This is a genomic window from Stenotrophomonas sp. TWI273, from assembly GCF_039674765.1.
GTDB lineage: Bacteria > Pseudomonadota > Gammaproteobacteria > Xanthomonadales > Xanthomonadaceae > Stenotrophomonas.
This window is the reverse complement of sequence record NZ_JBDJOA010000005.1, coordinates 15,551-36,127: the sequence shown is the minus strand read 5'-3', so window position 1 is coordinate 36,127 and position 20,577 is coordinate 15,551. Positions and strand designations below refer to the sequence as shown.

General features: G+C 68.1%; 20 protein-coding genes. 6 read left to right on the top strand and 14 right to left on the bottom strand.

The window, feature by feature from the left end:
- Positions 1–11: 11 nt before the first annotated feature.
- The gene (locus ABE571_RS08370) at positions 12–701 is read right to left on the bottom strand and encodes an ABC transporter ATP-binding protein (RefSeq protein ID WP_313208846.1); all 690 of its coding nucleotides are present in this window, start codon (positions 699–701) and stop codon (positions 12–14) included.
- 166 nt (positions 702–867) lie between these two features.
- Entirely contained in the window at positions 868–2,103 is a 1,236-nt protein-coding gene (locus tag ABE571_RS08365; RefSeq protein ID WP_346493544.1) for an efflux RND transporter periplasmic adaptor subunit, read from the bottom strand.
- 205 nt (positions 2,104–2,308) lie between these two features.
- Here ABE571_RS08365 and ABE571_RS08360 point away from each other — a divergent pair, with 205 nt between their 5' ends.
- The 4 genes from ABE571_RS08360 to ABE571_RS08345 are packed head-to-tail and all read left to right on the top strand — an operon-like array spanning position 2,309 to position 5,816.
- Entirely contained in the window at positions 2,309–3,208 is a 900-nt protein-coding gene (locus ABE571_RS08360) for an ABC transporter ATP-binding protein (protein ID WP_313208844.1), read from the top strand.
- On the top strand, positions 3,205–3,975 hold the full coding sequence (locus ABE571_RS08355; RefSeq protein ID WP_313208843.1) for an ABC transporter permease: 771 nt from the start codon (positions 3,205–3,207) through the stop codon (positions 3,973–3,975). Before ABE571_RS08360 ends, ABE571_RS08355 begins: the two co-directional genes overlap by 4 nt.
- A gap of 6 nt (positions 3,976–3,981) precedes the next feature.
- Positions 3,982–5,217 (top strand): sensor histidine kinase, encoded by a 1,236-nt coding sequence (locus ABE571_RS08350; RefSeq protein ID WP_313208842.1) that lies wholly within the window; start codon positions 3,982–3,984, stop codon positions 5,215–5,217.
- Positions 5,214–5,816 (top strand): response regulator transcription factor, encoded by a 603-nt coding sequence (locus ABE571_RS08345; protein ID WP_346482634.1) that lies wholly within the window; start codon positions 5,214–5,216, stop codon positions 5,814–5,816. The genes ABE571_RS08350 and ABE571_RS08345 overlap by 4 nt, the downstream gene beginning before the upstream one ends.
- 121 nt (positions 5,817–5,937) lie before the next feature.
- On the opposite strand, the gene ABE571_RS08340 is transcribed toward ABE571_RS08345, so the two are convergent.
- The 10 genes from ABE571_RS08340 to ABE571_RS08295 all read right to left on the bottom strand — a co-directional run bounded on the left by ABE571_RS08340 (position 5,938) and on the right by ABE571_RS08295 (position 14,633).
- Positions 5,938–6,504 (bottom strand): cytochrome b/b6 domain-containing protein, encoded by a 567-nt coding sequence (locus tag ABE571_RS08340; RefSeq protein ID WP_313208840.1) that lies wholly within the window; start codon positions 6,502–6,504, stop codon positions 5,938–5,940.
- On the bottom strand, positions 6,501–7,613 hold the full coding sequence (locus ABE571_RS08335) for a catalase family peroxidase (RefSeq protein ID WP_346464193.1): 1,113 nt from the start codon (positions 7,611–7,613) through the stop codon (positions 6,501–6,503). The genes ABE571_RS08340 and ABE571_RS08335 overlap by 4 nt, the downstream gene beginning before the upstream one ends.
- Before the next feature lie 166 nt (positions 7,614–7,779).
- The gene (locus ABE571_RS08330) at positions 7,780–9,147 is read right to left on the bottom strand and encodes a leucyl aminopeptidase family protein (protein WP_313208838.1); all 1,368 of its coding nucleotides are present in this window, start codon (positions 9,145–9,147) and stop codon (positions 7,780–7,782) included.
- Between the two features lie 28 nt (positions 9,148–9,175).
- Positions 9,176–9,886 (bottom strand): HAD family hydrolase, encoded by a 711-nt coding sequence (locus ABE571_RS08325; RefSeq protein ID WP_102788871.1) that lies wholly within the window; start codon positions 9,884–9,886, stop codon positions 9,176–9,178.
- A 64-nt stretch (positions 9,887–9,950) separates the two neighbouring features.
- On the bottom strand, positions 9,951–10,427 hold the full coding sequence (locus ABE571_RS08320; RefSeq protein WP_313208837.1) for a hypothetical protein: 477 nt from the start codon (positions 10,425–10,427) through the stop codon (positions 9,951–9,953).
- An 85-nt stretch (positions 10,428–10,512) separates the two neighbouring features.
- Positions 10,513–11,604: an AI-2E family transporter gene (locus tag ABE571_RS08315; RefSeq protein ID WP_313208836.1), complete on the bottom strand. Its 1,092-nt coding sequence runs from the start codon at positions 11,602–11,604 to the stop codon at positions 10,513–10,515.
- A 136-nt stretch (positions 11,605–11,740) separates the two neighbouring features.
- Positions 11,741–12,223: a protein sip-5 gene (locus tag ABE571_RS08310; protein ID WP_313208835.1), complete on the bottom strand. Its 483-nt coding sequence runs from the start codon at positions 12,221–12,223 to the stop codon at positions 11,741–11,743.
- Positions 12,220–12,720, bottom strand: a complete 501-nt coding sequence (locus tag ABE571_RS08305; RefSeq protein WP_313208834.1) for a phage holin family protein — start codon at positions 12,718–12,720, stop codon at positions 12,220–12,222. Before ABE571_RS08305 ends, ABE571_RS08310 begins: the two co-directional genes overlap by 4 nt.
- Before the next feature lie 8 nt (positions 12,721–12,728).
- Entirely contained in the window at positions 12,729–13,094 is a 366-nt protein-coding gene (locus tag ABE571_RS08300) for a hypothetical protein (RefSeq protein ID WP_019185548.1), read from the bottom strand.
- Positions 13,095–13,205: 111 nt separating this feature from the next.
- Complete coding sequence (locus ABE571_RS08295) at positions 13,206–14,633, bottom strand: Do family serine endopeptidase (RefSeq protein WP_313219918.1); 1,428 nt, start codon at positions 14,631–14,633, stop codon at positions 13,206–13,208.
- A gap of 555 nt (positions 14,634–15,188) precedes the next feature.
- Here ABE571_RS08295 and ABE571_RS08290 point away from each other — a divergent pair.
- Positions 15,189–16,193, top strand: coding sequence for a histone (locus tag ABE571_RS08290; RefSeq protein ID WP_346493543.1), 1,005 nt, complete (start codon positions 15,189–15,191; stop codon positions 16,191–16,193).
- A 214-nt stretch (positions 16,194–16,407) separates the two neighbouring features.
- Positions 16,408–17,091: a hypothetical protein gene (locus ABE571_RS08285; protein ID WP_313219924.1), complete on the top strand. Its 684-nt coding sequence runs from the start codon at positions 16,408–16,410 to the stop codon at positions 17,089–17,091.
- A 15-nt stretch (positions 17,092–17,106) separates the two neighbouring features.
- Here ABE571_RS08285 and ABE571_RS08280 read toward each other — a convergent pair whose 3' ends face one another.
- The gene (locus ABE571_RS08280; RefSeq protein ID WP_346493542.1) at positions 17,107–19,524 is read right to left on the bottom strand and encodes a DPP IV N-terminal domain-containing protein; all 2,418 of its coding nucleotides are present in this window, start codon (positions 19,522–19,524) and stop codon (positions 17,107–17,109) included.
- Between the two features lie 170 nt (positions 19,525–19,694).
- A complete protein-coding gene (locus ABE571_RS08275) occupies positions 19,695–20,054 on the bottom strand; it encodes a DUF1428 domain-containing protein (RefSeq protein ID WP_313208823.1) in 360 nt (119 codons plus the stop codon).
- Positions 20,055–20,577: the final 523 nt, after the last annotated feature.

Genomic DNA, 20,577 nt, shown 5'->3' with positions numbered 1-20,577 from the left:
CACCTCCTCCGTCAGTGGGCCGCTGGCGCATCGGCCAGTTCGCCCTTGTCCAGGTGCACCGTGTGCGTGGCGTACTCGGCGGCCTTGGGATCATGGGTGACCATGATGATGGTCTTGCCGTGTTCGCGGTTGAGCTGCTGCAGCAGCCCCAGGATTTCCTCGGCGGACTGGCGGTCCAGGTCGCCGGTGGGCTCATCGCAGATCAGGAAGGTCGGGTCGGAAACGATCGCGCGGGCGATCGCCACGCGCTGCTGCTGGCCACCGGACAGTTCGTTGGGGCGGTGGCTGCGGCGGTCGGCAAGGCCGACCAGGGTCAGCGCGATTTCGGCATTGCGCTTGCGCTGCGCTGGGCCCAGGTGCGTGAGCAGCAGCGGCAGCTCCACATTCTTCTGGGCGGTCAGCATCGGCATCAGGTTGTAGAACTGGAACACGAAGCCGACGTGGTGGCTGCGCCAGGTCGAGAGCTGGCCGCCGCTCATGCGGTCGATGCGCTCGCCTTCGATCTCGATCTCGCCGGCGGTGGGCGTATCCAACCCACCGATCAGATTCAGCAGGGTCGTCTTGCCCGAGCCGGAGGGGCCCATCAACGCGACGAAATCGCCCGCCTGGATGTCCAGGTCGATGCCGTGCAGCACCTGCACTTTCTCGGGGCCGCGCTGGTAGGTCTTGGTGATGTTGCGGAGCGAAACCAGGGTGGACATGGGTGGTTCTCCGTGGATCGGGAAGAAAGTGCGTACGGCGCGCCCGGGCGAGGGCCGCCGGGTTCCGCGGTGACGGACAGCCGCCACCGTGCGCGCCGTGACGGCACGAGGGAATCGCACTTGCCGCGAGCGTGAGAGCGGCTCGCGTGACGCAGCTGCTGGCCCGTCAGGGGGTTTCGGTGACCTTGCTGCCGTCATGGAGCTCGGCCGGTGGGGTGGTTACCACGACCTCGCCGGCGCTCAGGCCTTGGGTGACCTGACGGTCGTTGTTGAGCGTGGTGCCCACGGTGATCGCGCGCTGTTCCACCCGCGCGTCGTCCTTGACCACGAAGGCGACGGTCTTCTGCTCGCGCTCCACGATCGCCGAAGCCGGCACGCGCACGCCCTGCGGTTTGGCGGCTTCGGCGGGCTGGGCGCTTTCCAGGAAGCTGACCCGCACGCCCATCTCGGGAACGATGCGCGGGTCCTTTGTCTTCAGCGCCACGCGCACTTTCACGGTGGCCTTGCCGCGGTCGGCGGTGGGGATGATCGCGATCACTTCGGCCGGAATCTTCCAGTCCGGGTAGGCATTGAGGGTGGCTTCGACCGGCATCTTCGGCTGCACGCGGCCGATGAAGGATTCGCCGACCTCGACTTCGATCTCAAGCGACTCCATGTCCACGATGGTGCCGATGCCGGTCCGGGTGAACCCGCCACCGGCCGACAGTGGCGAGACGATCTCGCCCGGCTGCGCGGCCTTGGCGGTGACCACGCCGGAGAACGGCGCGCGCACGATGTTGTTGTCCACGCCGAGGTCGGCGATCGCCAGCGAGTCACTGGCCACGGTGGTATTGCGCTGGGCGGTTCTGAGCTGGGCGCGCAGGTTGTCGCGCTGGGCGATGGCCAGGTCGTACTGCGAGCGCGAGACCAGCTGCTGGCCGACCAGTGCCTGCAGGCGGCCGGCTTCGGCACCGGCCTGGGCCACCTGGGCCTGGAGACCGGCGAGCTGGCTGCGCGCCGCCTCCAGCTGCGAGGCCGAGAGGCTGCGCTGGGCGTTGGCATCGATCGGGTCGAGCGTGGCCATCACCTGGCCCTCTTCCACGCGCATGCCTTCTTCGATCATCACCTCACGCACCTTGCCGGTGATCTTGGCCGAGACCGTGGCCATGCGCCGGGCGACCACATAGCCGCTGGCGTCGAGCACCGAGCTGCTGGCACCGCCCTGCTGGATCGCCACCACGGGCGCGGTGGTCACGGCGATCGGGCGCTCGCGACCGAGCACGAACCAGGCCAGGCCGGCCAACACAATGAGAAGGACGATCGCCAGCACGATCCAGCGGCCGCGTCGCGAGGGCGACGGGGGCGGGGAACCGGCCTTGCGGTCGATGCGGAGTTCCTTGAGCAGTTCAGCGGATGCGTTCATCGTGAGTCTGGACGGGGAATCGGGCCGAGTGTGACCGCATCGGCGGCCGGGGGGCAAACCGGCACGGTGGCCGGGGTGGTGCACAGCATGCCCGGCGGCCTGCGGCGGCGGCAGTGACAGCTGTCACCCGCATGGGCTGACGACGGCCACTGGGGTGGCCGCGGCCGGCAGCAGAAGCTGTGGGTGTCCTCTCCGGGAGTCCGCCATGACTGAATCCACTGCCTCGCCACTGGCCTGTCTGCACGACGTCCAGGTCCACTACGGTGACGTCGCCGCCCTGCAGGGCGTGAGTTTCTCGCTGCACCGCGGTGAAGTGCTGGCCCTGCTCGGCCGCAACGGCGCCGGCAAGAGCACGGCCATTTCGCTGCTGCTGGGCCTGCGCCGCGCGGATGCGGGTCGGGTGGAGCTGCTCGGCGGCGACCCGCAGGATCGGGACCGTCGCGGCGGCATCGGGGTGATGCTGCAGGCCACCGCGTTGCCACCGGTGCTGCAGGTCCGGGAACTGATTGATCTGGCGCGCACCTGTTACGTCGATCCGCGCTCACTGGCGGACTGCCTTGCACTGGCCGGGCTGACCGATCTTGCCCGGCGTCGCTACGGAACGCTGTCCGGCGGCCAGCAGCGCCGGGTGCAGTTCGCCATCGCGGTCTGCGGGCGGCCGCAGCTGCTGTTCCTCGATGAGCCGACCACCGGCCTGGACATCCAGGCGCGGCAGCAGCTCTGGCAGGCGATCCGGCAGCTGGCGGCCGAGGGCTGCGGTGTGCTGCTGACCACGCATTATCTGGAAGAAGCCGAGGCGCTGGCCCAGCGCGTGGTGGTGATCGAACAGGGCCGGGTGCTGGCCGATGGTCCGCTGGCGCAGTTCCGCCAGCAGCTCGCGCCGCGTCGCATCCGCTGCCGCAGCGCACTGGACGTGGAGACGCTGAAGACCTGGCCGGGCGTGCGCGAGGCGGTCCGCGATGGCCTGCACCTGCAGCTGCTGGCCGAACCGGCCGAGCCGGTGGTCGCGCGGCTGCTCGCCGAAGATCCGCAACTGCAGGAACTGGACGTGCATGGCGGCGGGCTGGCCGACGCCTTCGTTGAACTGACCCGGGAGGCCGCATGAACACCGTGACTGAAACCGTATCCGCCACGTCCGCCCGCGTGCCCGCGTGGCCGATCTACCGCGCCGAGATCGTGTGCGAACTGCGGCGTGCCTGGCGCTACCCGGGCTTCGTGCTGCCGTCGCTGCTGTTCCCGGTGTTGTTCTATTCTTTGTTCGGTGTGCTGCTCGGTCGCGGCCAGGCCTCGATCTATCTGCTGGCCACCTACTGCGTGTTCGGTGCAATGGCGCCGGCGCTGTTCGGCTTCGGCGTGCAGTTGGCGCTGGACCGCGAGGGCGGCCTGCTCACACTCAAGCGTGCACTGCCGATGCCACCGATGGCACCCCTGCTCGCACGCCTGCTGATGGCCGTCCTGTTCGCGGTGCTGGTGGCGGTGCTGCTCATGGCGGTGGCGATGGGCGCCGGCGTGTCTGTCACCCCTTGGGCCGCGCTTCATCTGCTGGCGGTGGCGGCGTTCGCGGCGCTGCCGCTGGGCGCGATCGGCCTGTTGATCGGCAGCCATGTCAGCGCCAACGCGGCGCCGGCGGTGGTCAACCTGGTCTATCTGCCGCTGGCGTTGTTGTCCGGGCTGTGGCTGCCGCTGTCGATGCTGCCACCGCTGTTCAGCGCCATGGCGCCGCTGTGGCCGACCTGGCATCTGGCCCAGCTGGCATTGCCGGCGGTCGGTCAGCCGGCGCAGGGCAGTGCCTGGGTCCACGTGGCCGTACTGCTTTGCATTACCGTCGTGGCGCTTGGGCTGGCACGGCGCCGCCTGCGGCGGATCGGCTGAAGTGGCATGATCGCGCCTGTTCGTTCTGCCTTGGAATCGTCCGTGTCCTTCAGTCGGCTCGCCTCCCTGCTGCGCCCCGCGCCGGATTCGGCCGTGGCCGAGAACCTGCGGCGCGGCAGATCGCCGTGGGTCGATGCGATCCACCTGCTGTGGACGCTGTGGGTGTTCCTGACGCCGCTGTTCGGCGGTGGCTACACGTGGCGATGGGCGGCGCTGACCCTGCTGACCTACCCGGTGTTCCTGGTCCTGTACGCCGGTGTGCTGCTCGCACCGCGTTGCCACGCGCCGCGCTATGCGCTGTCGATGGTGGTGCTGGGGCTGGTGCCGCTGGCGTGGTACCCCTCGGCGGTGAGCTACTTCATTTTCGGCTGTGTCACCCTGCGCGTCTCGCGCCGCAGTGGCTATGGGCGCTATCTGCTGCAGCTGGTGGGCTTGAACGCGTTGTTCGTGGTGGTGGGTTTGTTGGCCCACTATCCGTGGCAGGCGCTGATCTGGATCCCGAGCATGGCGATGATCATCAGCCTGGTGGTCAATTTCGAAACCGCGAGCCATGAACAGGATGCAGCGCTGCAGCTGTCCCAGGACGAAGTGCGTCGGCTGGCGGCAACGGCCGAACGTGAGCGCATTGGCCGCGATCTGCACGATCTGCTGGGGCATACGCTGTCCTTGATCACCTTGAAGCTTGAGCTCTCGCGCAAGCTGGCCGACCGCGATCCAGCCGGCTCGCGCCGCGAAGTGGACGAGGCTGAAACGATCGCGCGGCAGGCGCTGGCCGAAGTGCGCAGTGCAGTCACCGGTATCCGCGCCAGCGATCTGGCGGCCGAACTCGCCTCGGCGCGGTTGCTGCTGGAGTACCAGCATGTGCATCTGCACTACGCGCCACCGCCGCCGATGCCGGTCGATACGGAGCGGGCGCTGTCGCTGGTGCTGCGCGAGGCGGTGACCAATGTCGCCCGTCATGCACAGGCGCGGCAGGCGTGGATCACCTTCGAGCAGGACGGGCGCAGTCTGTTGATGCAGATCCGTGATGACGGGCGCGGCGGCGCCCACGTCGATGGCAACGGCCTGACCGGGATGCGCGAACGCGTCGCTGCACTGCGTGGCACCCTGGCGGTGCAGTCCGCAAAAGGGGAGGGCACCTGCGTGACGGTGCGGGTCACCTTGCCGGCCGCGACCACCGCCGTGGTGGCGCCGGTGGAGGTGCCGACAGCGCCGTCGCTGCCTGCCGGGGGTGCATCATGATCCGCATCGTGCTCGCCGAAGACCAGGCGATGGTGCGTGGCGCCTTGTCCGCGCTGCTCGGGTTGGAGCCGGATATCGAGGTGCTGGGCAGCGCCGCCGATGGGGAAGCCGCGTGGCGGATGCTGCAGCAGCTGCACCCGGACATCCTGGTCACCGATATCGAAATGCCCGGTCTGTCCGGGCTGGAACTGGCGCAGCGGATCGCCCGCCAGGGCCTGCCGATCAAGGTCGTGATCGTCACCACCTTCGCGCGCTCCGGCTTCCTGCGCCGCGCGCTGGATGCCGGCGTCTGCGGCTATCTGCTCAAGGATGCCCCGGCCGAACGCCTGGCCGATGCACTGCGCCAGGTGCAGCACGGCGGCCGCGCGATCGATCCGCAGCTGGCGCTGGATGCCTGGTCGCAGGCCGATCCGCTCAACGACCGCGAGCGCCAGGTGCTGCGGCTTTCCGGCGACGGACGCTCGGCCAGCGAGATCGCCACCCAGCTCGGGCTCTCGCACGGCACGGTGCGCAACTACCTGTCCGAATGCATCGGCAAACTGGGTGTGGCCAACCGCATCGAGGCGTATCGGCTGGCGCGGCAGAAAGGCTGGCTGTAGTGCCGGCCGCTGGCCGGCTCTGCACCCTCTCTGTCGAGAATAACGGGAGCCGGCCAGCGGCCGGCACTACCGGGGTGCCAGCGATGCATGCGATCCGATACCACCGACCAACGGTCGGTGGCTACCGGGGATCGGTGTCGGTGGGGGAGGTGCGGCCCGGCCCCTTCGCCATCGCCTGGAACACGCCATCGCGGCGCACCCACAGGTGGAACAGCGCGGCTGACAGATGCATCACCACCGTGGCGAACAGCACATAGGCGAGCAGGCTGTGCGCATTGCGCAGCGCCGCGTACAGCGCCGGGTTGTGCGGCAGGATCGCGGGCAGGTGCACGCCGCCGCCCATCACGATCGGGTAGCCGCCGGCAGAGAGCATGCCCCAGCCGACCAGCGGCATGGCCAGCATCAGCCCGTACAGCACCCAGTGCGAGGCATGCGCCGCCGCGGCCTGCCAGGCGGGCAGGTCGGCCGGCAGCGGCGGCGGGCGATGCCGCAGGCGGTTGTACAGGCGCACCAGCACCAGCAGCAGGATGGCGATGCCGAGTGGCCGATGCAGGTCGATCAGCATCGGCCGCCAGTGCAGTGACGCGACCATGGTCACGCCGACGAACAGCATGGTCAGGATCATCGCCGCCATCAGCCAGTGCAGGATGCGCGCGAGGAGATTGAAATGGCCGGCATCACGGTTCATCGCGCACCTTCCTTGCCCGTGGCGGCGGGCGCTTTGCCGCTGGCGATTTCGCGCTCGCGGCGATTGAACGATTGCGAATACACCGCCGAGCGTGCGGCCAGGATCGGATCATCCGTGCCGGCCACGCCGCTGGGCAGGATCAGCGGATCGTAGTTGAGGTCGCGGCAGGCACCGGTGGCCTGCGGCTGCATGCTGCTCAGGGTCAGCGTGCCGGCCTTCACCTGGCGGCGGTCTTCCGGCCACACCTGCGAGGGGTCATTGATCGGGTCGCCGTCGTTGGCGATCGTCACCCACATGTCCCAGCGCACCGGGCCCTGTGCCAGCCGCTGCGCGAACTCCTCACTGAGGAAATCATCGTCGGACTGCGCGCGCTGTTCCGGCGTCATGTCCTCGAAGGGCGCCTGTGGGCGCATGCTCCAGCGCACGAAGTGGTGGCTGCCATCGGCGGCGGTGAAACGAAAACTGTTGACGCCGTTGTAGGGGGTGTTGGCCCAGCTGTTCGACCACGGGGCGGTCTTGGCCCACTGCTGGAAGGCACGCGCGGAGGGGTACTTCTCCAGCACGGCGGCCATCTTTGCCGGGTCCGGTTTACCGGTGGCCGGGTCCGGCGTGCCGGCGCGGGTCTGTTCCAGGAAGGCCTCGGCGGTGGGCACCGCGAAGAACGGGAAGCTGTTCATCGCCATGCGCCATTCCTGCCCATCGTCGCTGACCAGCTGCAGCGCCATGCTGCGCACGCGGGCCTTGTTGTCGGCGCCATGCGGGTCGCCGCCGCCGATCGACAGGCGGCCCAACACCGGTACCTGGCGCTGCCGGAACACGCGGGCCGAACTCAGCGCCGCGCCTTCCGGCGTGCCCTGGAACACACCGCTGACGCAGACCCCCTTGGTATGCGCGCGGCGGAAGCCGGGCTGCGGGGGGCCGGTCGCCTCGATGGCATCGGTGAAGGTCTGCGCGGTGACGCGGTCGCGGCCGATCCAGCCGGCCAGCCAGGCGAAGGCCAGCACCAGGCCACCCGAGATCAGGGCGATCAGCGCGATCCACAGCAGCGGTGATTGAGGGCGTGGAGCGCCCGGTTCGCGACCAGCGCGGGTATAGCCGAAGAGCGACATGTCCGGATTCCTGCCTTCACGATGTGTGTGGGTGGGCGACAGGAGCATGGTGTCAGAACCCGGCGCAGGCCGATATTCACATTTTCGCCAACTCTGCAGAAACGACGATCCCCGCCGGAGCGGGGATCGTGGGAACAGCGCGTACCGGGTACTAGCCGGTGCAGCCTCAGGCGTACCGCGTCTTCAGCATCGCCCACGCCGAACGCAGCGCCAGCGCTTCGCCACCGGCCGGACGGCCCGGGCGTTCGCCGTCGTTCCAGGCGTAGACATCCAGATGCGCCCAGGTCTGGCCTTCGGCGATGAATCGCTCCAGGTACAGCGCGGCGGTGACCGAGCCGGCCATGCGCGAACCGGCGTTGGCCAGATCCGCGATGTTGCTGTGCAGGTAGCGCAGGTACGGGCGCCACAGCGGCATGCGCCAGACCGGATCGCGCACCGATTCACCGGCCTGCAGCCACTGCTGGGCCAGGGTGTCGTCGTTGCTGAACAGTGCCGGCAGGTCCGGGCCCAGCGCGATGCGGGCCGCGCCGGTCAGGGTGGCGAAATCGAGCACGATCTCCGGCTGCTGCTCGCTGGCGTAGGTCAGCGCATCGGCGAGGATCACGCGCCCTTCTGCATCGGTGTTGTCGATCTCGATGCTCAGGCCCTTGCGGGTGGCGATCACTTCGCCCGGGCGGAACGCATCCGGACCGATCGCGTTTTCCACCGCCGGGATCAGCAGGGTCAGCTGCACCGGCAACTGCTGGGCCATGATCAGGCCGGCCAGGCCCAGTGCGTGCGCGGCGCCGCCCATGTCCTTTTTCATGTTGCGCATGCCGTCACCCGGCTTGATGTCCAGCCCGCCGGTGTCAAAGCACACGCCCTTGCCGACCAGCGCCACGTGCGGCTGGCCTGCGTTGCCCCAGCGCAGCACGATCAGGCGGGGCGCGCGATGCGAGGCGCGGCCCACGGCGTGGATGGACGGGAAGTTCTGCTCCAGCAGCGCATCGCCGGTGATCACGTCGATCTGCGCACCATGCGCGGTGGCCAGTTCGCGCGCGGCATCTTCCAGCTGCTGCGGACCCATGTCCTCGGTCGGGGTGTTGACCCAGTCGCGCACGCGCAGGCTGGCGATGATCACATCGCGCACTTCGGCCGAAGGCGTGGCAGCCAGCTGGGCCGGCGCGCGGTTGGGCGTTCGGTAGCGCGCGAAGCGGTAGCTGCCCAGGCCCCAGCCGATCTGCAGCAGGGTCTCGATCTCCGGCGCCAGTGCATCCGCCAGTGTCCAGACGGTGCCTTCCGGCAGCGCGAACGGCGCGTGCGCGTAGCTGTAGACATCCCCCGGGTCGCCAACACCGACGATCGCGCCGGCCAGGCCGTGCTCGCCCGGCAGCAGCACCACGCTGCCACCGCTGCCGTTGAAGCGCTGCGCGTCCAGCCACGCGCCGAGCGCGTCGGATTGCTGCGCACGCCAGCCGGCGTACTGCTCGCGGGTCATCACATGCAGCGGCAGCGCATGCGAGGTGTCGGACGTGAAACCGTTGATCTGGGACATGGGACTCGAGTGCTCCTTGGGCGGCGGCTTACGCGTGCTGGGCGGATGCGTTCGCATCCAGCCAGTCGGCCAGCCCGGTCAGGGTGTCGAACTGCAGATCGGGCTGCAGTGAAGGGTGGGTCCAGGGGTGTTCTTCGCGGTTGATCCAGCAGCCGCGCAGGCCGGCCTGCATCGCACCGACCACGTCCATCTCGGCGTGGTCGCCGACGTGCAGCACGTGGGCAGGGGCCACCGCGAGGCGCTCGCAGGCCGCATGGAAGATGCTCGCTGCGGGCTTGGCCGCGCCGTGCTCGCGCGAGCCGAGCTGGAAGGTGAAATGGTGGGACACGCCGATGCGCTGCAGGTCGGCATTGCCGTTGCTGAGGGCGGCGACCGGCACGCGTGCGGCGATCCGGGCCAGCGCGTCCATCGCATCCGGATAGAACTCGACCTGGTTGCGCGCGGCGTAGAACGCCTCGTAGGCCGGTTCCAGCAGGGCCGGATCGGCGCCGCTTTTCTCCAGCGCCTCGCTCAGCGTCAACCGGCGCAGCGCGCTGAGGTCGTAGTGCAGGTGCGGGTTGTCATGGAAGGAGCGCTCGCGCAGTTCGCGCATCGCCGCCACCGGGTACATCGCGGCGGTGGCGGGGCTGTGCTGGAGCATCCACTCGTACAACACCTGGTCGATGCGGGCGCCGATGGGGGCGAACGGCCACAAGGTGTCGTCGAGGTCTAGGGTGATGGCTTGGACGGGGAAATTCACCCCGCCATTCTACGCCTGCGCGCGCGGGCTTTCATGGCGCGCGCAGGCGCCGAGGTGAGGTGCTTCAGCGCAGGTCGTAGGAGCAGGCGATGGAGGCCTGGCCCTCGTCCTGCCGCACGCTCAGGTCGTGGCGGCCCACTTCCAGGGTGTAGTCGCCGGCTTCGTTGCGCGGAATCTTCGCCAGCGCTGCGATCTGTTCGATACCGGCTGTGCTGAAGTAGGCGGTATAGCTGTCGATGCTGTCCTCGCCGTTGGCACCGTCGTACAGGTGCAGGCGGTTCACTGGCTGGCCCAGCACGAGCAGCGGCGTGGTCAGCGCATACTCGCCATCGGACAGTTCGCCGTAAGCCTGCAGCTCGGTCGGCTTGAGCACCTTCGCCAGCGCGGCGAACTGCGCAGGCGTCAGGTGACGCTTGCAGGTGACCGCCTCGACCAGCTGGCGGCTGGCCACCTCGGCGCTGGGTGGGGGAGCGGCCAACGTCGGGGCAGCGAGGGTGACAAGGCCGGCGAGGGCCAGGCAACGGGTAGCGAGGGAAGACATCAGGGCCGGGATCCATCCGAAAAGGTGCCGGTATTCTGGCACCACCGGGGATCGCGCGGCCAGCCGTACCCTTGGCCTTGACGGCTTATTCCAGCAGCTTGGCCCAGCCCTGGGTGCCATCCAGCCGCGCCAGCACCAGCTTGATGCAGACCAGCAACGGCACCGCCAGCAGCAGGCCGACCATGCCCCACAGCCAGCCGAACACCATCAGCGCCAGGATCAGGATCAGCGGCGAGATCGCCATCTGCCGGCCCAGTACGATCGGGGTCACCACCTGGCCTTCGATGGTGTGCAGCGCGAGGTAGCAGGCCGCGGGCAGCAGTGCTTTGAAGGGATCGCTGAACTCCACGAACCCCATCAGCAGCATCAGGGCCACGCCGATCAGCGGGCCGACGTAGGGCGCGAAGTTCAGCAGGGCCGCCACGGTGCCCCATAGCAGCGCCTCCTGCAGCGAGATGCCGAGCAGCAGCAGGATGCCGGAGAACACCAGGCCGACCAGCGTGTTGATCACGGTGATGGTGAGGACGTATCGGGAAACCTCGCGCTCGATCGAGCGCAGGATGTCCGTGGTGAAACGTTGCTGCTGGCGGCTGGGGAACAGCGCGATGGCGTGCTTCTGCAGGTTCTGCCCGTAGATCATGAAGAACAGGGTCAACAGCACCACCGCCAGCACCGAGGCGGCCAGGCGTGGCGCGCGGGTCAGCACCTTGTAGGGATCATCGAGCTGGGTGCGCACGATCTGCACGCGGCGGCTGCCTTCGCCACCGGCGACGCGCGCGAAGTTCTCGGCGGCCTGGTTGGCCTGCTGCACCGGCTTGGTCAGGTTCTGCACCTGGCGGGCGACCTTGCGCAGCTGCTGCGGTGCTTCCTGGGCCCATTCCATCGCCGGGCCGACCAGCTGCACGCCGAGCGCGGCGGCACCACTCAGGCCGACGCCGAGCACCAGCACCGCGCCGAGAAACCGGGGAATCCAGATCTTCTGCAGCATCCGCAGGATCGGGTTGCCGACCAGTGCGAAGAACATGGCCAGCAGGATCGGCAGCACCACGTCCTGTGCCGCCCACAGGGTAAAGGCCACCGCCAGGGTGGCCAGGATCACCAGCGACATCGGCGCGCGCGGGCGCGGCGCAGGCGGTGCGACGACGGCTTCGGCAGAAGGGGGAACCGGGACGCTCATTCGGATCGCACACGGGAAAGGAGCGCCATTATTGGGCAAGCCGGGTGCGCATGGCGTGTGGGGTACGTGCAGACGAAGAAAGGCCCCGCGGCGGGTGCCGCAGGGCCTTCGGATGTTGCTGCCGACCGCACTGCGATCAGCGTTCGGACAGGTCCGTGGCCGCTTCGGCCGGTTGCGGCTGATGGGGCGAGGCCGGTTCGGCACGCCGTTCCGGGTTGAGCCGTGGCGTTGCCGGGGCCGCAGGCCTCGGAGCCGGAGCCGCCTGACGCGGCGCCTCATCGGTGGCCTCATCCACCTTGTCAGCAGCCTGCTCGGCGGTATCGGCCGCTTCGCTGGCCTGCATCGAGGCGAACGCGGCCTGGGTACTGGCCACCAGATTGGAGACCGAGCCGATCATCTGCAGCCACCGCGCGCCCTGCACCTTCGCGCCCAGGCCGGTGGGCTCCAGCTTGCCGGCCAGGAAACCGCCGGCCAGACCCACGGTGATGATGCGCAGCGGCGTCCATCCGGTCCGCCAGACGGTGCTGAGGGTGGACCAGCTGCTGCGGGTCTTCTCGACCCGCACCGCCACCACCAGCTCGGCGCGCTGGACGCGTTGCCGCAAGGCTTCGAAGTTCATCGCTTCACCCCCGTGGTATCGACGTCGGCATCGGGATCTTCCTCGCTGGGCTCGTCATACAGCCCCAACCGCGACAGCTGGCGGCGGGTGGCATGCATGCCGGTATGGCGGAAGAAGAACGACACCCGCCACATCGCGTAGCCGGTCACCAGCAGGCTGACGATCGAGGTGATCAACAGCGAATGGAACCAGGACAGGCCCCAGCGCTGCATCAGGGCGATCAGCGTGCCGGCCAGCAACAACCAGGCCGACGCGCCGAACACGATCGCCACGCCCGCCCAGGCCAATGCCCGGCCAAATGCGCTGCGCGCCAGTGCGAAGTCGGCCGAAGCCAACCGTCGCAGGGAGCGCAGGGTGTGCTTGGCCGAATCGACGGTCTCACGGCCGGCCTCACCGACCTGGCGGATGCTCTCGTCCAGGCGCGGTGCTTTTTCACCGCTGTCCGGTGGCGGGATATCCGCGCCACCGGCAGCGCTCGACTGGGCTTGATCGCTCACGCCGCTGCTTACTTGTCGCCGCCGCTGCGGGCCAGCTTGGCGATGATCCAGCCGGCTGCGAAGGCCACGCCGAACGACGCCAGCGGACGCTCACGGATCAGTTCAGCGGCGCTGTCGACAAGGTCCTTGCCCTTGTCCATCAGTGCATCAACCTGTTCCTTGGCGGCGGCACCGCCGAACTCGGCCGCGGCCAGGCCGGAGAGCGCGGTATCGGACAGTTCGGCCTTGACGTTGGCCTTGCCGATGCGCAGCTCATCACCGGCAGCGCCGGTGGCGCCCTTGATCGCACCGCCGGCAGCGGTGGCCGCCGACTTCAGGTGCGAGCCGGCTTCGCCCAGGTGTTCCTTCAGATTCTCGGTATTGGTAGGGCTCATCGTGTATCTCCTGCTATGCGATGGGGAAGGTGACCGCGGACGATCCGACGGCAACGAACACAAGGTAATAGCATCGGCCGGGTGTAAGCGACGTTACGGCTGACGCCGCGTTCAGCGCATCACCAGCTGGCCGCCGCCATTGCCACGGATGATCCTGAGGACCAACTGTGCCGGGCGCTGCTGGAAGTTGGCGCGCCAGCTGGCGAGGTCGGCAAACTCACCTGCCGTTGCCGCGGTGATCACGTCACCCTGCGCCAGCCCGGAGGCTGCCGCGCGGCTGCCGCGTTTGACGTCACTGACCAATACCCCGCTGACACCGGCCTGGCGCAGCGATTCGGGCAGGTCGACGAAGGTGGCCCCGCCCAGGCGCGGATCGAGCGACTCGCCGGTGACCGCGCGTGCCTGTTCCTTCAGCGTGGCCTTGATCTGCAGCGGCTTGCCCTCGCGGCGCACGTCCAGGGTCAGCGTACTGCCGACCGGCTGCAGGCCTTCCACGTTGTGCAGCGCCTGCGCGCTGTCCACGCGCTGGCCGTTGGCCGACACCACCACGTCGCCCGGCTTGAGCCCGGCGGCCGCGGCACTGGACCCGGCCAGCACGCGGGTCACCAGCGCGCCCCGCGTCTCGGTCAGGCCCAGGCCCTGCGCGATCTGCTGGGTCAGGTTCTGCGCCTCGATGCCGAGCGTGCCACGCACCACCACGCCGTGTTTGACCAGCTGGTCGACCACATCGCGCGCCAGGTTGGAAGGGATCGCCAGGCCCAGGCCGATGTTGCCGGCCATGCTGCCCTGCGGATTGAAGCTGGCGGTATTGATGCCGACCAGCTGACCCTGCAGATTGACCAGCGCACCGCCGGAATTGCCCGGGTTGATCGAGGCATCGGTCTGGATGAAGTTCTGGTAGCCCAGCCCGCGGATGCCGCTGCGTCCCACCGCCGAGACGATGCCGGAGGTGACCGTCTGGCTGAAACCGAACGGATTGCCGATCGCCACCACGAAGTCGCCCACGCGCAGCTGGGCGCTGTCGCCGAGCTTGATCTCGGTCAGGTTGCCGGTCGGAATGCGGATCAACGCGACATCGGTATCGGCATCGGAGCCGATGAATTCAGCCTTCACCGTCCGCCCGTCGGCCAGGGTCACCTGCACGTCGTCGGCGTTGTCGATCACATGGTGGTTGGTCAACACCAGCCCTTCGGCGGCATCGATGATGACGCCAGAGCCCAGCGATTCGTTGATGCGTTCCTGCGGCACTTCGGGGAACAGGCGGCGGAAGAACGGGTCGTTGAAGTAGGGGTTGCGCACGCGCACCACCTGCTTGGTGTTGACGCTGACCACGGCCGGCATCACCCGTTCCAGCATCGGTGCCAGCGACGGCACCGCCTGGCCGGCAACCGCTGCGGGCAGCGCCGCTGTGGTCGGGATGGTGTATGCGGCCGGCGCCGCCTCGGCACGGTTGTCCAGGTGCGCGTTGATGGCCGTGGCGGTGAACCCGCCGAAGGCAGCGGCGAGGGCGAGCGTGAGCAGGGTCGGGAGCGGTCGCATGGTCCGGCGGTTCCGTGTCGGAGGGGACGGGGCAGGGAAAACACGTATACGGTAATTCAACCTGAATGAGTGTGTCCGCAATCGGCTAAACCCGGGATGAAATTCGCCGCGTCGTCGGCCATCCGGTGACGCAGCCTGGGCACGGATGGCGGTGCCGAAATCGGCCGGTGGCGAGGTGCCAAGCAGGGCGGTGCAGTGCGCTCGGCGACGTCCAAAGCAACGCTGGTCGTGCGCCTGCAGGGCGCATCCGCGTCATCGAAACCAGCGCAAATGCCGGGTACGAGGGCAGGGAATGGATCAAGTGCGACGATCAATCATGGGCGCATTGAATGCAGCCGACATGCGCATCGAGACACATCGCGTGCGCCACGCGCTGGAGCGCCGATGCTGTTTTCAAGGGGTTTCGTGCAAGAGGTTGGTGCGTTGCTTGCTGCCGACGATGGGGGTGCTACTGTCGGCTTGGCACGAGCATCGCATCAAGACCGTTCCACGATGGACCGCGCCGGTATAGCATCGCCAGCGATTTGACTAACCAGGCCCCTCAGGAGGCACTCAATGAGCAACGGTAATGGTGTGACCACGGTTCTCTCGCAGACCGTCGAAGATGCAAAAGAAACCGCCACCAACGTCGGCGAGACCATCGCACACGTTGCGGAGGATGCAGTGGCTTCGGTGAAGAAGACCGCCAAGCGCGCACGCAAGGCTGCCACCACCCAGGTCGCCAAGGTCAAGAAGGCCGTGACCAAGGTCGAGAAGACCGTCGCCAAGAAGGCTGACAAGGCGGCCAAGTCGGTCGGCAAGACCCTGGCCACCGCCAAGCAGAAGCTGGAAGCGGCCAAGAAGAACGCCAAGGCTGAAGCCACCGCCATCAAGAAGCAGGTCGCCAAGAAGAAGGCCGCCGCTGAAAAGGCCGTGACCAAGACCACCAAGGCTGCCGGCAAGAAGGCCACGACCGCCAAGAAGGCCGTGACCAAGAAGGCCGCCGCTGCCAAGAAGACCGTGACCAAGAAGGTCGCCACCGCCAAGAAGGCTGTCGCCAAGAAGACCGCGACTGCCAAGAAGGCCGTGACCAAGAAGACCGCTGCCGCCAAGAAGACCGTCGGCAAGAAGGTCGCCGCTGCCAAGACCGCTGTTGCCAGGAAGTCGGCGACCGCCAAGAAGGCCGTGACCAAGAAGACCGCAGCGGTCAAGAAGGTGGCTGGCAAGAAGACCGCCGTCGCCAAGAAGACCGTCGGCAAGAAGGTCGCCGCGGCCAAGAAGGCCGTTGCCAAGAAGTCGGCGACCGCCAAGAAGACCGTGACCAGGAAGACCGCGACCGCCAAGAAGGTGGCCGGCAAGAAGACCGCCGTCGCCCGCAAGTCGGTTGGCAAGAAGGTCGCCACCGCCAAGAAGGCCGTGACCAAGAAGACCGCGGCCGCCAAGAAGACCGTCGGCAAGAAGGTCGCTACCGCCAAGAAGGCTGTGGCCAAGAAGGCCCCGGCCCGCAAGGCTGCGCCCGCCAAGCGTGCCGCCGCCAAGCCGGTTGCCCGCAAGGCACCGGCCAAGCGCGCCCGCAAGTAAGGCGTCGCAACGTGCTGCTCCTGCCTGAGGGCGGGAGCGGCATGGTGGGGTGGGCCTGTGTCCGCCCGCGGTCATTTGCCCGTTCCCGGTCATTTCGGCATCCCCGGTCGAGCGCATCGCGTCACTGTGCGATCAGGCTCCCGGACCCTGCCATCACCATCACCTCCCTGCGTCCCTTGCTAACCTGATCGGCAGACGTTCACGGGAAGACGCAATGCGCGGACTCGATTTCAGCTCCTGGCAGGCCATGCTCTCGACCCTGGTCGGCCTGGCGGTCATCACCCTGATCGGTGTCGGCATCCGGCTGCTGGTCATGCAGACCATGCAGCAGCGCCGCGAGCGTGAGAATCGCCAGATCAACGAGCGTCTGCGCACGCTGATCGCGGCTTACAAAGTCCTCGGCGGATCGTTCACCGGCACGCTCGATGTCGATCCACGCCATCGCCGCGATTTCCGCGCGCTGCCCGAGGGGAGCGAAGAAGGCGATGCGCTGCATCTGCCGGCGGAGGCCGAGAGCGGTGGCGAGCGTGCGCGTCGGATCCGTGATGCAGTGGAAGCGGCCCTGTCGGACATCGTGCTGCTGGGCACGGATGAGCAGGTGCGCCTGGCTGCGCACGCCGCCAACGAGATGGCCCAGGGCCGCGTCGTTCCTACGGCCGACCTGGTGGTGTCGCTGCGCGACTTCATCCGTCAGGCACTGGACCTGGATCCGATTCCAACCACGGTTGCCATCCCGCGCCAGGGTCCGGCACGACCTTCGGCCGGTGCGAAGGGCAAGGGCGATGCGGGTGACAAGGGTGGCGGTAAAGGCGGCGGTGGCGGTGGTATGGGAGGAATGGGAGGAATGGGCGGTGGTGCCATGGGGGGCGGGCCGGACGATACCGATACCCACCGCTGAGCGGCCCGCATCACCTCATGGCAAAGCCGCCGCCCCGATCCGGTACGGTGGCGGCGTCGCACCCATCAGATGGGTGACGAAGTAATCCCACATCCGGCGCATGTAGTAATCATCGTTGCGGAACAGTTCGTGGTCCTGGTTAGGCAGGTACAGCAGATCGTAGTCCTTGTTGGCCAGCGTGAGGGCGCGCGCCAGCTGCAGGGTCAGGGCCGGCATCGCGTTCTCGTCCAGGTCGCCGTAGACCAGCATCAGCCGGCCCTGCAGGCGGTCGGCCAGGGCATCGTTGGCCAGCGGCTGGAACAGCGCGGGCACCGCATCCGGTTGTGGGCGCACCGCGGTACCGTCGGCATAGACCGGCTGGCCGCCGACCAGGCGGTCCATGCCGTGGATCGCGCCACCGTACATGCCCTGGAAGCTGTGGCTGCCGGCCGAAGCCACCCCGACCTTGTAGAACGCCGGATGGCGCAGCAGGGCACGCGCCGCGCTGTAGCCGCCGAAGGAATGCCCGTAGATGCCGACCCGTGTCAGGTCCATGCCCCGATAGCGTTTGGCCAGGTCCCCGATCGCTGCGACGTGATCATCCAGCTGCAGATCGGCTGCGGTCAGGAAGCTGGCATCGTGGAAGGCCTTGGAGCGTCCGGGCGTGCCGCGTGCATCGATGCTCACCACCACGAAGCCGAGCTGGGCCAGGCTGGCGCGCGCGACCGGATTCATCGTCGCGGTGGCCTCGACGAAACCGACCGGCGCATTGGTGATGTGCGGTCCGCCGTACATCGCATCGATGACCGGATGACGTCCGTCCTCGCGGTAGCCGGGCGGCAGATAGACCGTGGCCTGCAGTTCGGTGTGGCCATCGGCGGCGAGGACGCTCACCCGTTGCGGGGGCGTCCAGCCGGCGGCCTGCACCGCGTGGGCGTCGGCGCGTTCCAGTTCCAGTACGGCACGGCCATCGCTGGTGGCGCGCAGCACGCTGACCGGCACCTGGTCCACCCGCGAGTAGCTGTCGACCACGTAAGCCGCGGAGGGCGACAGCAGGTGGGAGGGCCGCCCGCCCATGAGCACGCCGGTTCCGCCATCGATCGCATGATCGGCTGCCTCCGGTGTGAGCAGGACCGGGGCGCCACCGTCCAGCGACACGCGGTACAGGCGCCGCTGATAGGGATCGCCCGGCTCGCGCCCGCCGGCGGTGAACAGCACCTGGCGACGCACCTCATCGACGCCGACCACATCGCGCACCAGCCATGCGCCCTTGGTCAGCTGACGCACGACACGTCCATCACGGCGATCGACCAGGTACAGATGGCCCCAGCCATCGCGCTGCGAGAACCAGACGATGCCATCGTCGTGCTGCAGGACGTGCACCGCCGGCCGGTTGTAGGGATAGCTGCTGAGCTGCACGCGGGTATCGCTGCGCTCTTCCCGCACGGTACGCACGCTGCCGGTGCGGACATCCACCTCGACCAGGCGCAGCCGTGCGGGGGGGGCATAGCGCACGATCGCCGTATAGACCTTGCCGGCATCGGCCGACCAGCCCAGCACGCCGGCTTCGGTCAACGTGTGCCAGCCCTCGGGAACGGCGATGCTGCGTGTGCCGCCCTCCACCTCGGTGACGAACCAGGTATCGCGGACCTGCTCGGCGTCGCCCAGCAGGCCCAGGCGCACTTCATGCACGACCGGGCGGAACCCGGTGATCGGCGCGGTCGCCAGGTAGGGATAGGGCAGGACCTGACGTTCGTCGTAGCGCACGCCGAACAGGCGCTGGCTGTCCGGCGACCAGGTGACCGCGAACGGCGGCATCTGCATACGGCCTTCCCGCCGCGGAATACCGCGCAATGCAAAATCGGGCAGTACCCCATAGCCGTACGAGGGCTCGCCATCCACGGTGAGCGCCCGTCGTTCACCGTCGGTACCGCGCCGCAGCCAGAGGTTGTCCTGCTCGACCCGCACGCTGTGCCGACCGTCCGGCGCAGGCAGGTCGCGCGGGTCGGCGACCGGTAACGCGTGCATCTCGCACGGCATCGGCAGCGTGCACATCACCACCCGCTGTGGGTCCACGCGCAGCGTGATCCGCACTCCATCGCCGCTAAGGGCGACGCGGTCCACCTGCTGCATCACCGCGCCTGGATCGGCGACCCCGGCAACCTGCAGTGCCGCCTGCATGACGTCCTGGTCAAACAGCGCCGTGCGCGTGGAGGCCGCCGGATCGACCAGCAGGTAGCGGGTGCGGCCATCGTGCTCCTGGCGCGCATACCAGAAGCGGCCGTCCTCCAGCCAGCGCGGCGCGACGGTGGCATTGCGGACCTTGCCGCGCAGCCGCTGGTCGAGCACACGTTCGGCGCGCTGGTACTGCATCAGGCCCGGCGCGTCGGCGTGGGCCGACGGGCTGGCGGTCGCGGTGACCGCCAGCCCCAGAAAGAGCAGAAAGTGAAACATTCCCGAACGTGCTGCGGCCATGCGTCTCGCTCCCTGATGACGGTCGCCTGGCAGGCAGCATCGTCATCATGGCGCGTGCTCCCTGTCAGCCTGAAGCACCGAGCATGCCGGTGCCCCAGCGCGCACTCAAGCGGCGCTGCCGCAACGGCCGTGCCCCTCCTGGCCCCCGCTCACTGCTTCAGTTCCACCACCGGCACGAAGCCGCCGTAGATCATCCGCTTGCCGTCGAACGGCATCGGATTGTTCTCCGGGTTCATCCGTGGATCCTCCATCATCTTCTGCATGCCGGCATCGCGCGTGGCCTTGTCCGGCCATTCGATCCAGGAGAACAACACGGCCTCATCGTCCTTGGCCGCCACCGCACGATGGAAGTCGGTCTGCTTGCCATGCGGGACATCGTCGCCCCAGCACTCCACCACGCGCAGCGCGCCATGCTCGATGCAGATCGCATCGCCCATGTGGGCGTGTTCCAGGAATTTCGCTTTGTTCGCGTTCGGCACGGCAAGTACAAAACCATCGATATAGGCCATGGCAGTGCTCCAGATGACGCGCCGGGATGGGCGCCTTCATGACATACGACGAACCGGGGGAAGGAACCTCGACACTGCGCGCGGTGGCCTTTGCGGCCGGTGAATGTGTCCAGGCAGGACACGAGGTGAACAGATTCAGCATTCAATCGGACATTTTCGGCCGCCTTCGGGACAAAGGTCAGAAAACTCTGAGTCATTGTGCGGAACATCCTGATAGGCGCGCTGACGTATTCAGCACATGATGGGGTTGCCGGGCAGGACGCCCCACGGCGCCCTGCGGTCCAACGCCCCACGGCACGGACCTCGGTGCATCCAGGAGGATGGACGCGTTAGCCGATAACTCCCCAAGAGCGGCTTCCCCAGCGCGTGACGCCCCGAAAGGGCACCGTCGTGACCAGAATCCTTTCCGGCTTGCCCGCCGCGACTCCCCCCTGCCTGACGGCTCCGCGTGATCATCCCGCCAGGCCGCACTCACGCCGTCATCGCCTGAAAAAAGCCACGCGCGTATGCCAGAGCGCGTCTG

Coding starts and splice junctions, on each gene's coding strand:
- ABE571_RS08370 (WP_313208846.1), bottom strand. CDS start 701: ATGTCCACCCTGGTTTCGCTCCGCAACATCACCAAGACCTACCAGCGC.
- ABE571_RS08365 (WP_346493544.1), bottom strand. CDS start 2,103: ATGAACGCATCCGCTGAACTGCTCAAGGAACTCCGCATCGACCGCAAG.
- ABE571_RS08360 (WP_313208844.1), top strand. CDS start 2,309: ATGACTGAATCCACTGCCTCGCCACTGGCCTGTCTGCACGACGTCCAG.
- ABE571_RS08355 (WP_313208843.1), top strand. CDS start 3,205: ATGAACACCGTGACTGAAACCGTATCCGCCACGTCCGCCCGCGTGCCC.
- ABE571_RS08350 (WP_313208842.1), top strand. CDS start 3,982: ATGATCGCGCCTGTTCGTTCTGCCTTGGAATCGTCCGTGTCCTTCAGT.
- ABE571_RS08345 (WP_346482634.1), top strand. CDS start 5,214: ATGATCCGCATCGTGCTCGCCGAAGACCAGGCGATGGTGCGTGGCGCC.
- ABE571_RS08340 (WP_313208840.1), bottom strand. CDS start 6,504: ATGAACCGTGATGCCGGCCATTTCAATCTCCTCGCGCGCATCCTGCAC.
- ABE571_RS08335 (WP_346464193.1), bottom strand. CDS start 7,613: ATGTCGCTCTTCGGCTATACCCGCGCTGGTCGCGAACCGGGCGCTCCA.
- ABE571_RS08330 (WP_313208838.1), bottom strand. CDS start 9,147: ATGTCCCAGATCAACGGTTTCACGTCCGACACCTCGCATGCGCTGCCG.
- ABE571_RS08320 (WP_313208837.1), bottom strand. CDS start 10,427: ATGTCTTCCCTCGCTACCCGTTGCCTGGCCCTCGCCGGCCTTGTCACC.
- ABE571_RS08315 (WP_313208836.1), bottom strand. CDS start 11,604: ATGAGCGTCCCGGTTCCCCCTTCTGCCGAAGCCGTCGTCGCACCGCCT.
- ABE571_RS08310 (WP_313208835.1), bottom strand. CDS start 12,223: ATGAACTTCGAAGCCTTGCGGCAACGCGTCCAGCGCGCCGAGCTGGTG.
- ABE571_RS08300 (WP_019185548.1), bottom strand. CDS start 13,094: ATGAGCCCTACCAATACCGAGAATCTGAAGGAACACCTGGGCGAAGCC.
- ABE571_RS08295 (WP_313219918.1), bottom strand. CDS start 14,633: ATGCGACCGCTCCCGACCCTGCTCACGCTCGCCCTCGCCGCTGCCTTC.
- ABE571_RS08290 (WP_346493543.1), top strand. CDS start 15,189: ATGAGCAACGGTAATGGTGTGACCACGGTTCTCTCGCAGACCGTCGAA.
- ABE571_RS08285 (WP_313219924.1), top strand. CDS start 16,408: ATGCGCGGACTCGATTTCAGCTCCTGGCAGGCCATGCTCTCGACCCTG.
- ABE571_RS08280 (WP_346493542.1), bottom strand. CDS start 19,524: ATGTTTCACTTTCTGCTCTTTCTGGGGCTGGCGGTCACCGCGACCGCC.
- ABE571_RS08275 (WP_313208823.1), bottom strand. CDS start 20,054: ATGGCCTATATCGATGGTTTTGTACTTGCCGTGCCGAACGCGAACAAA.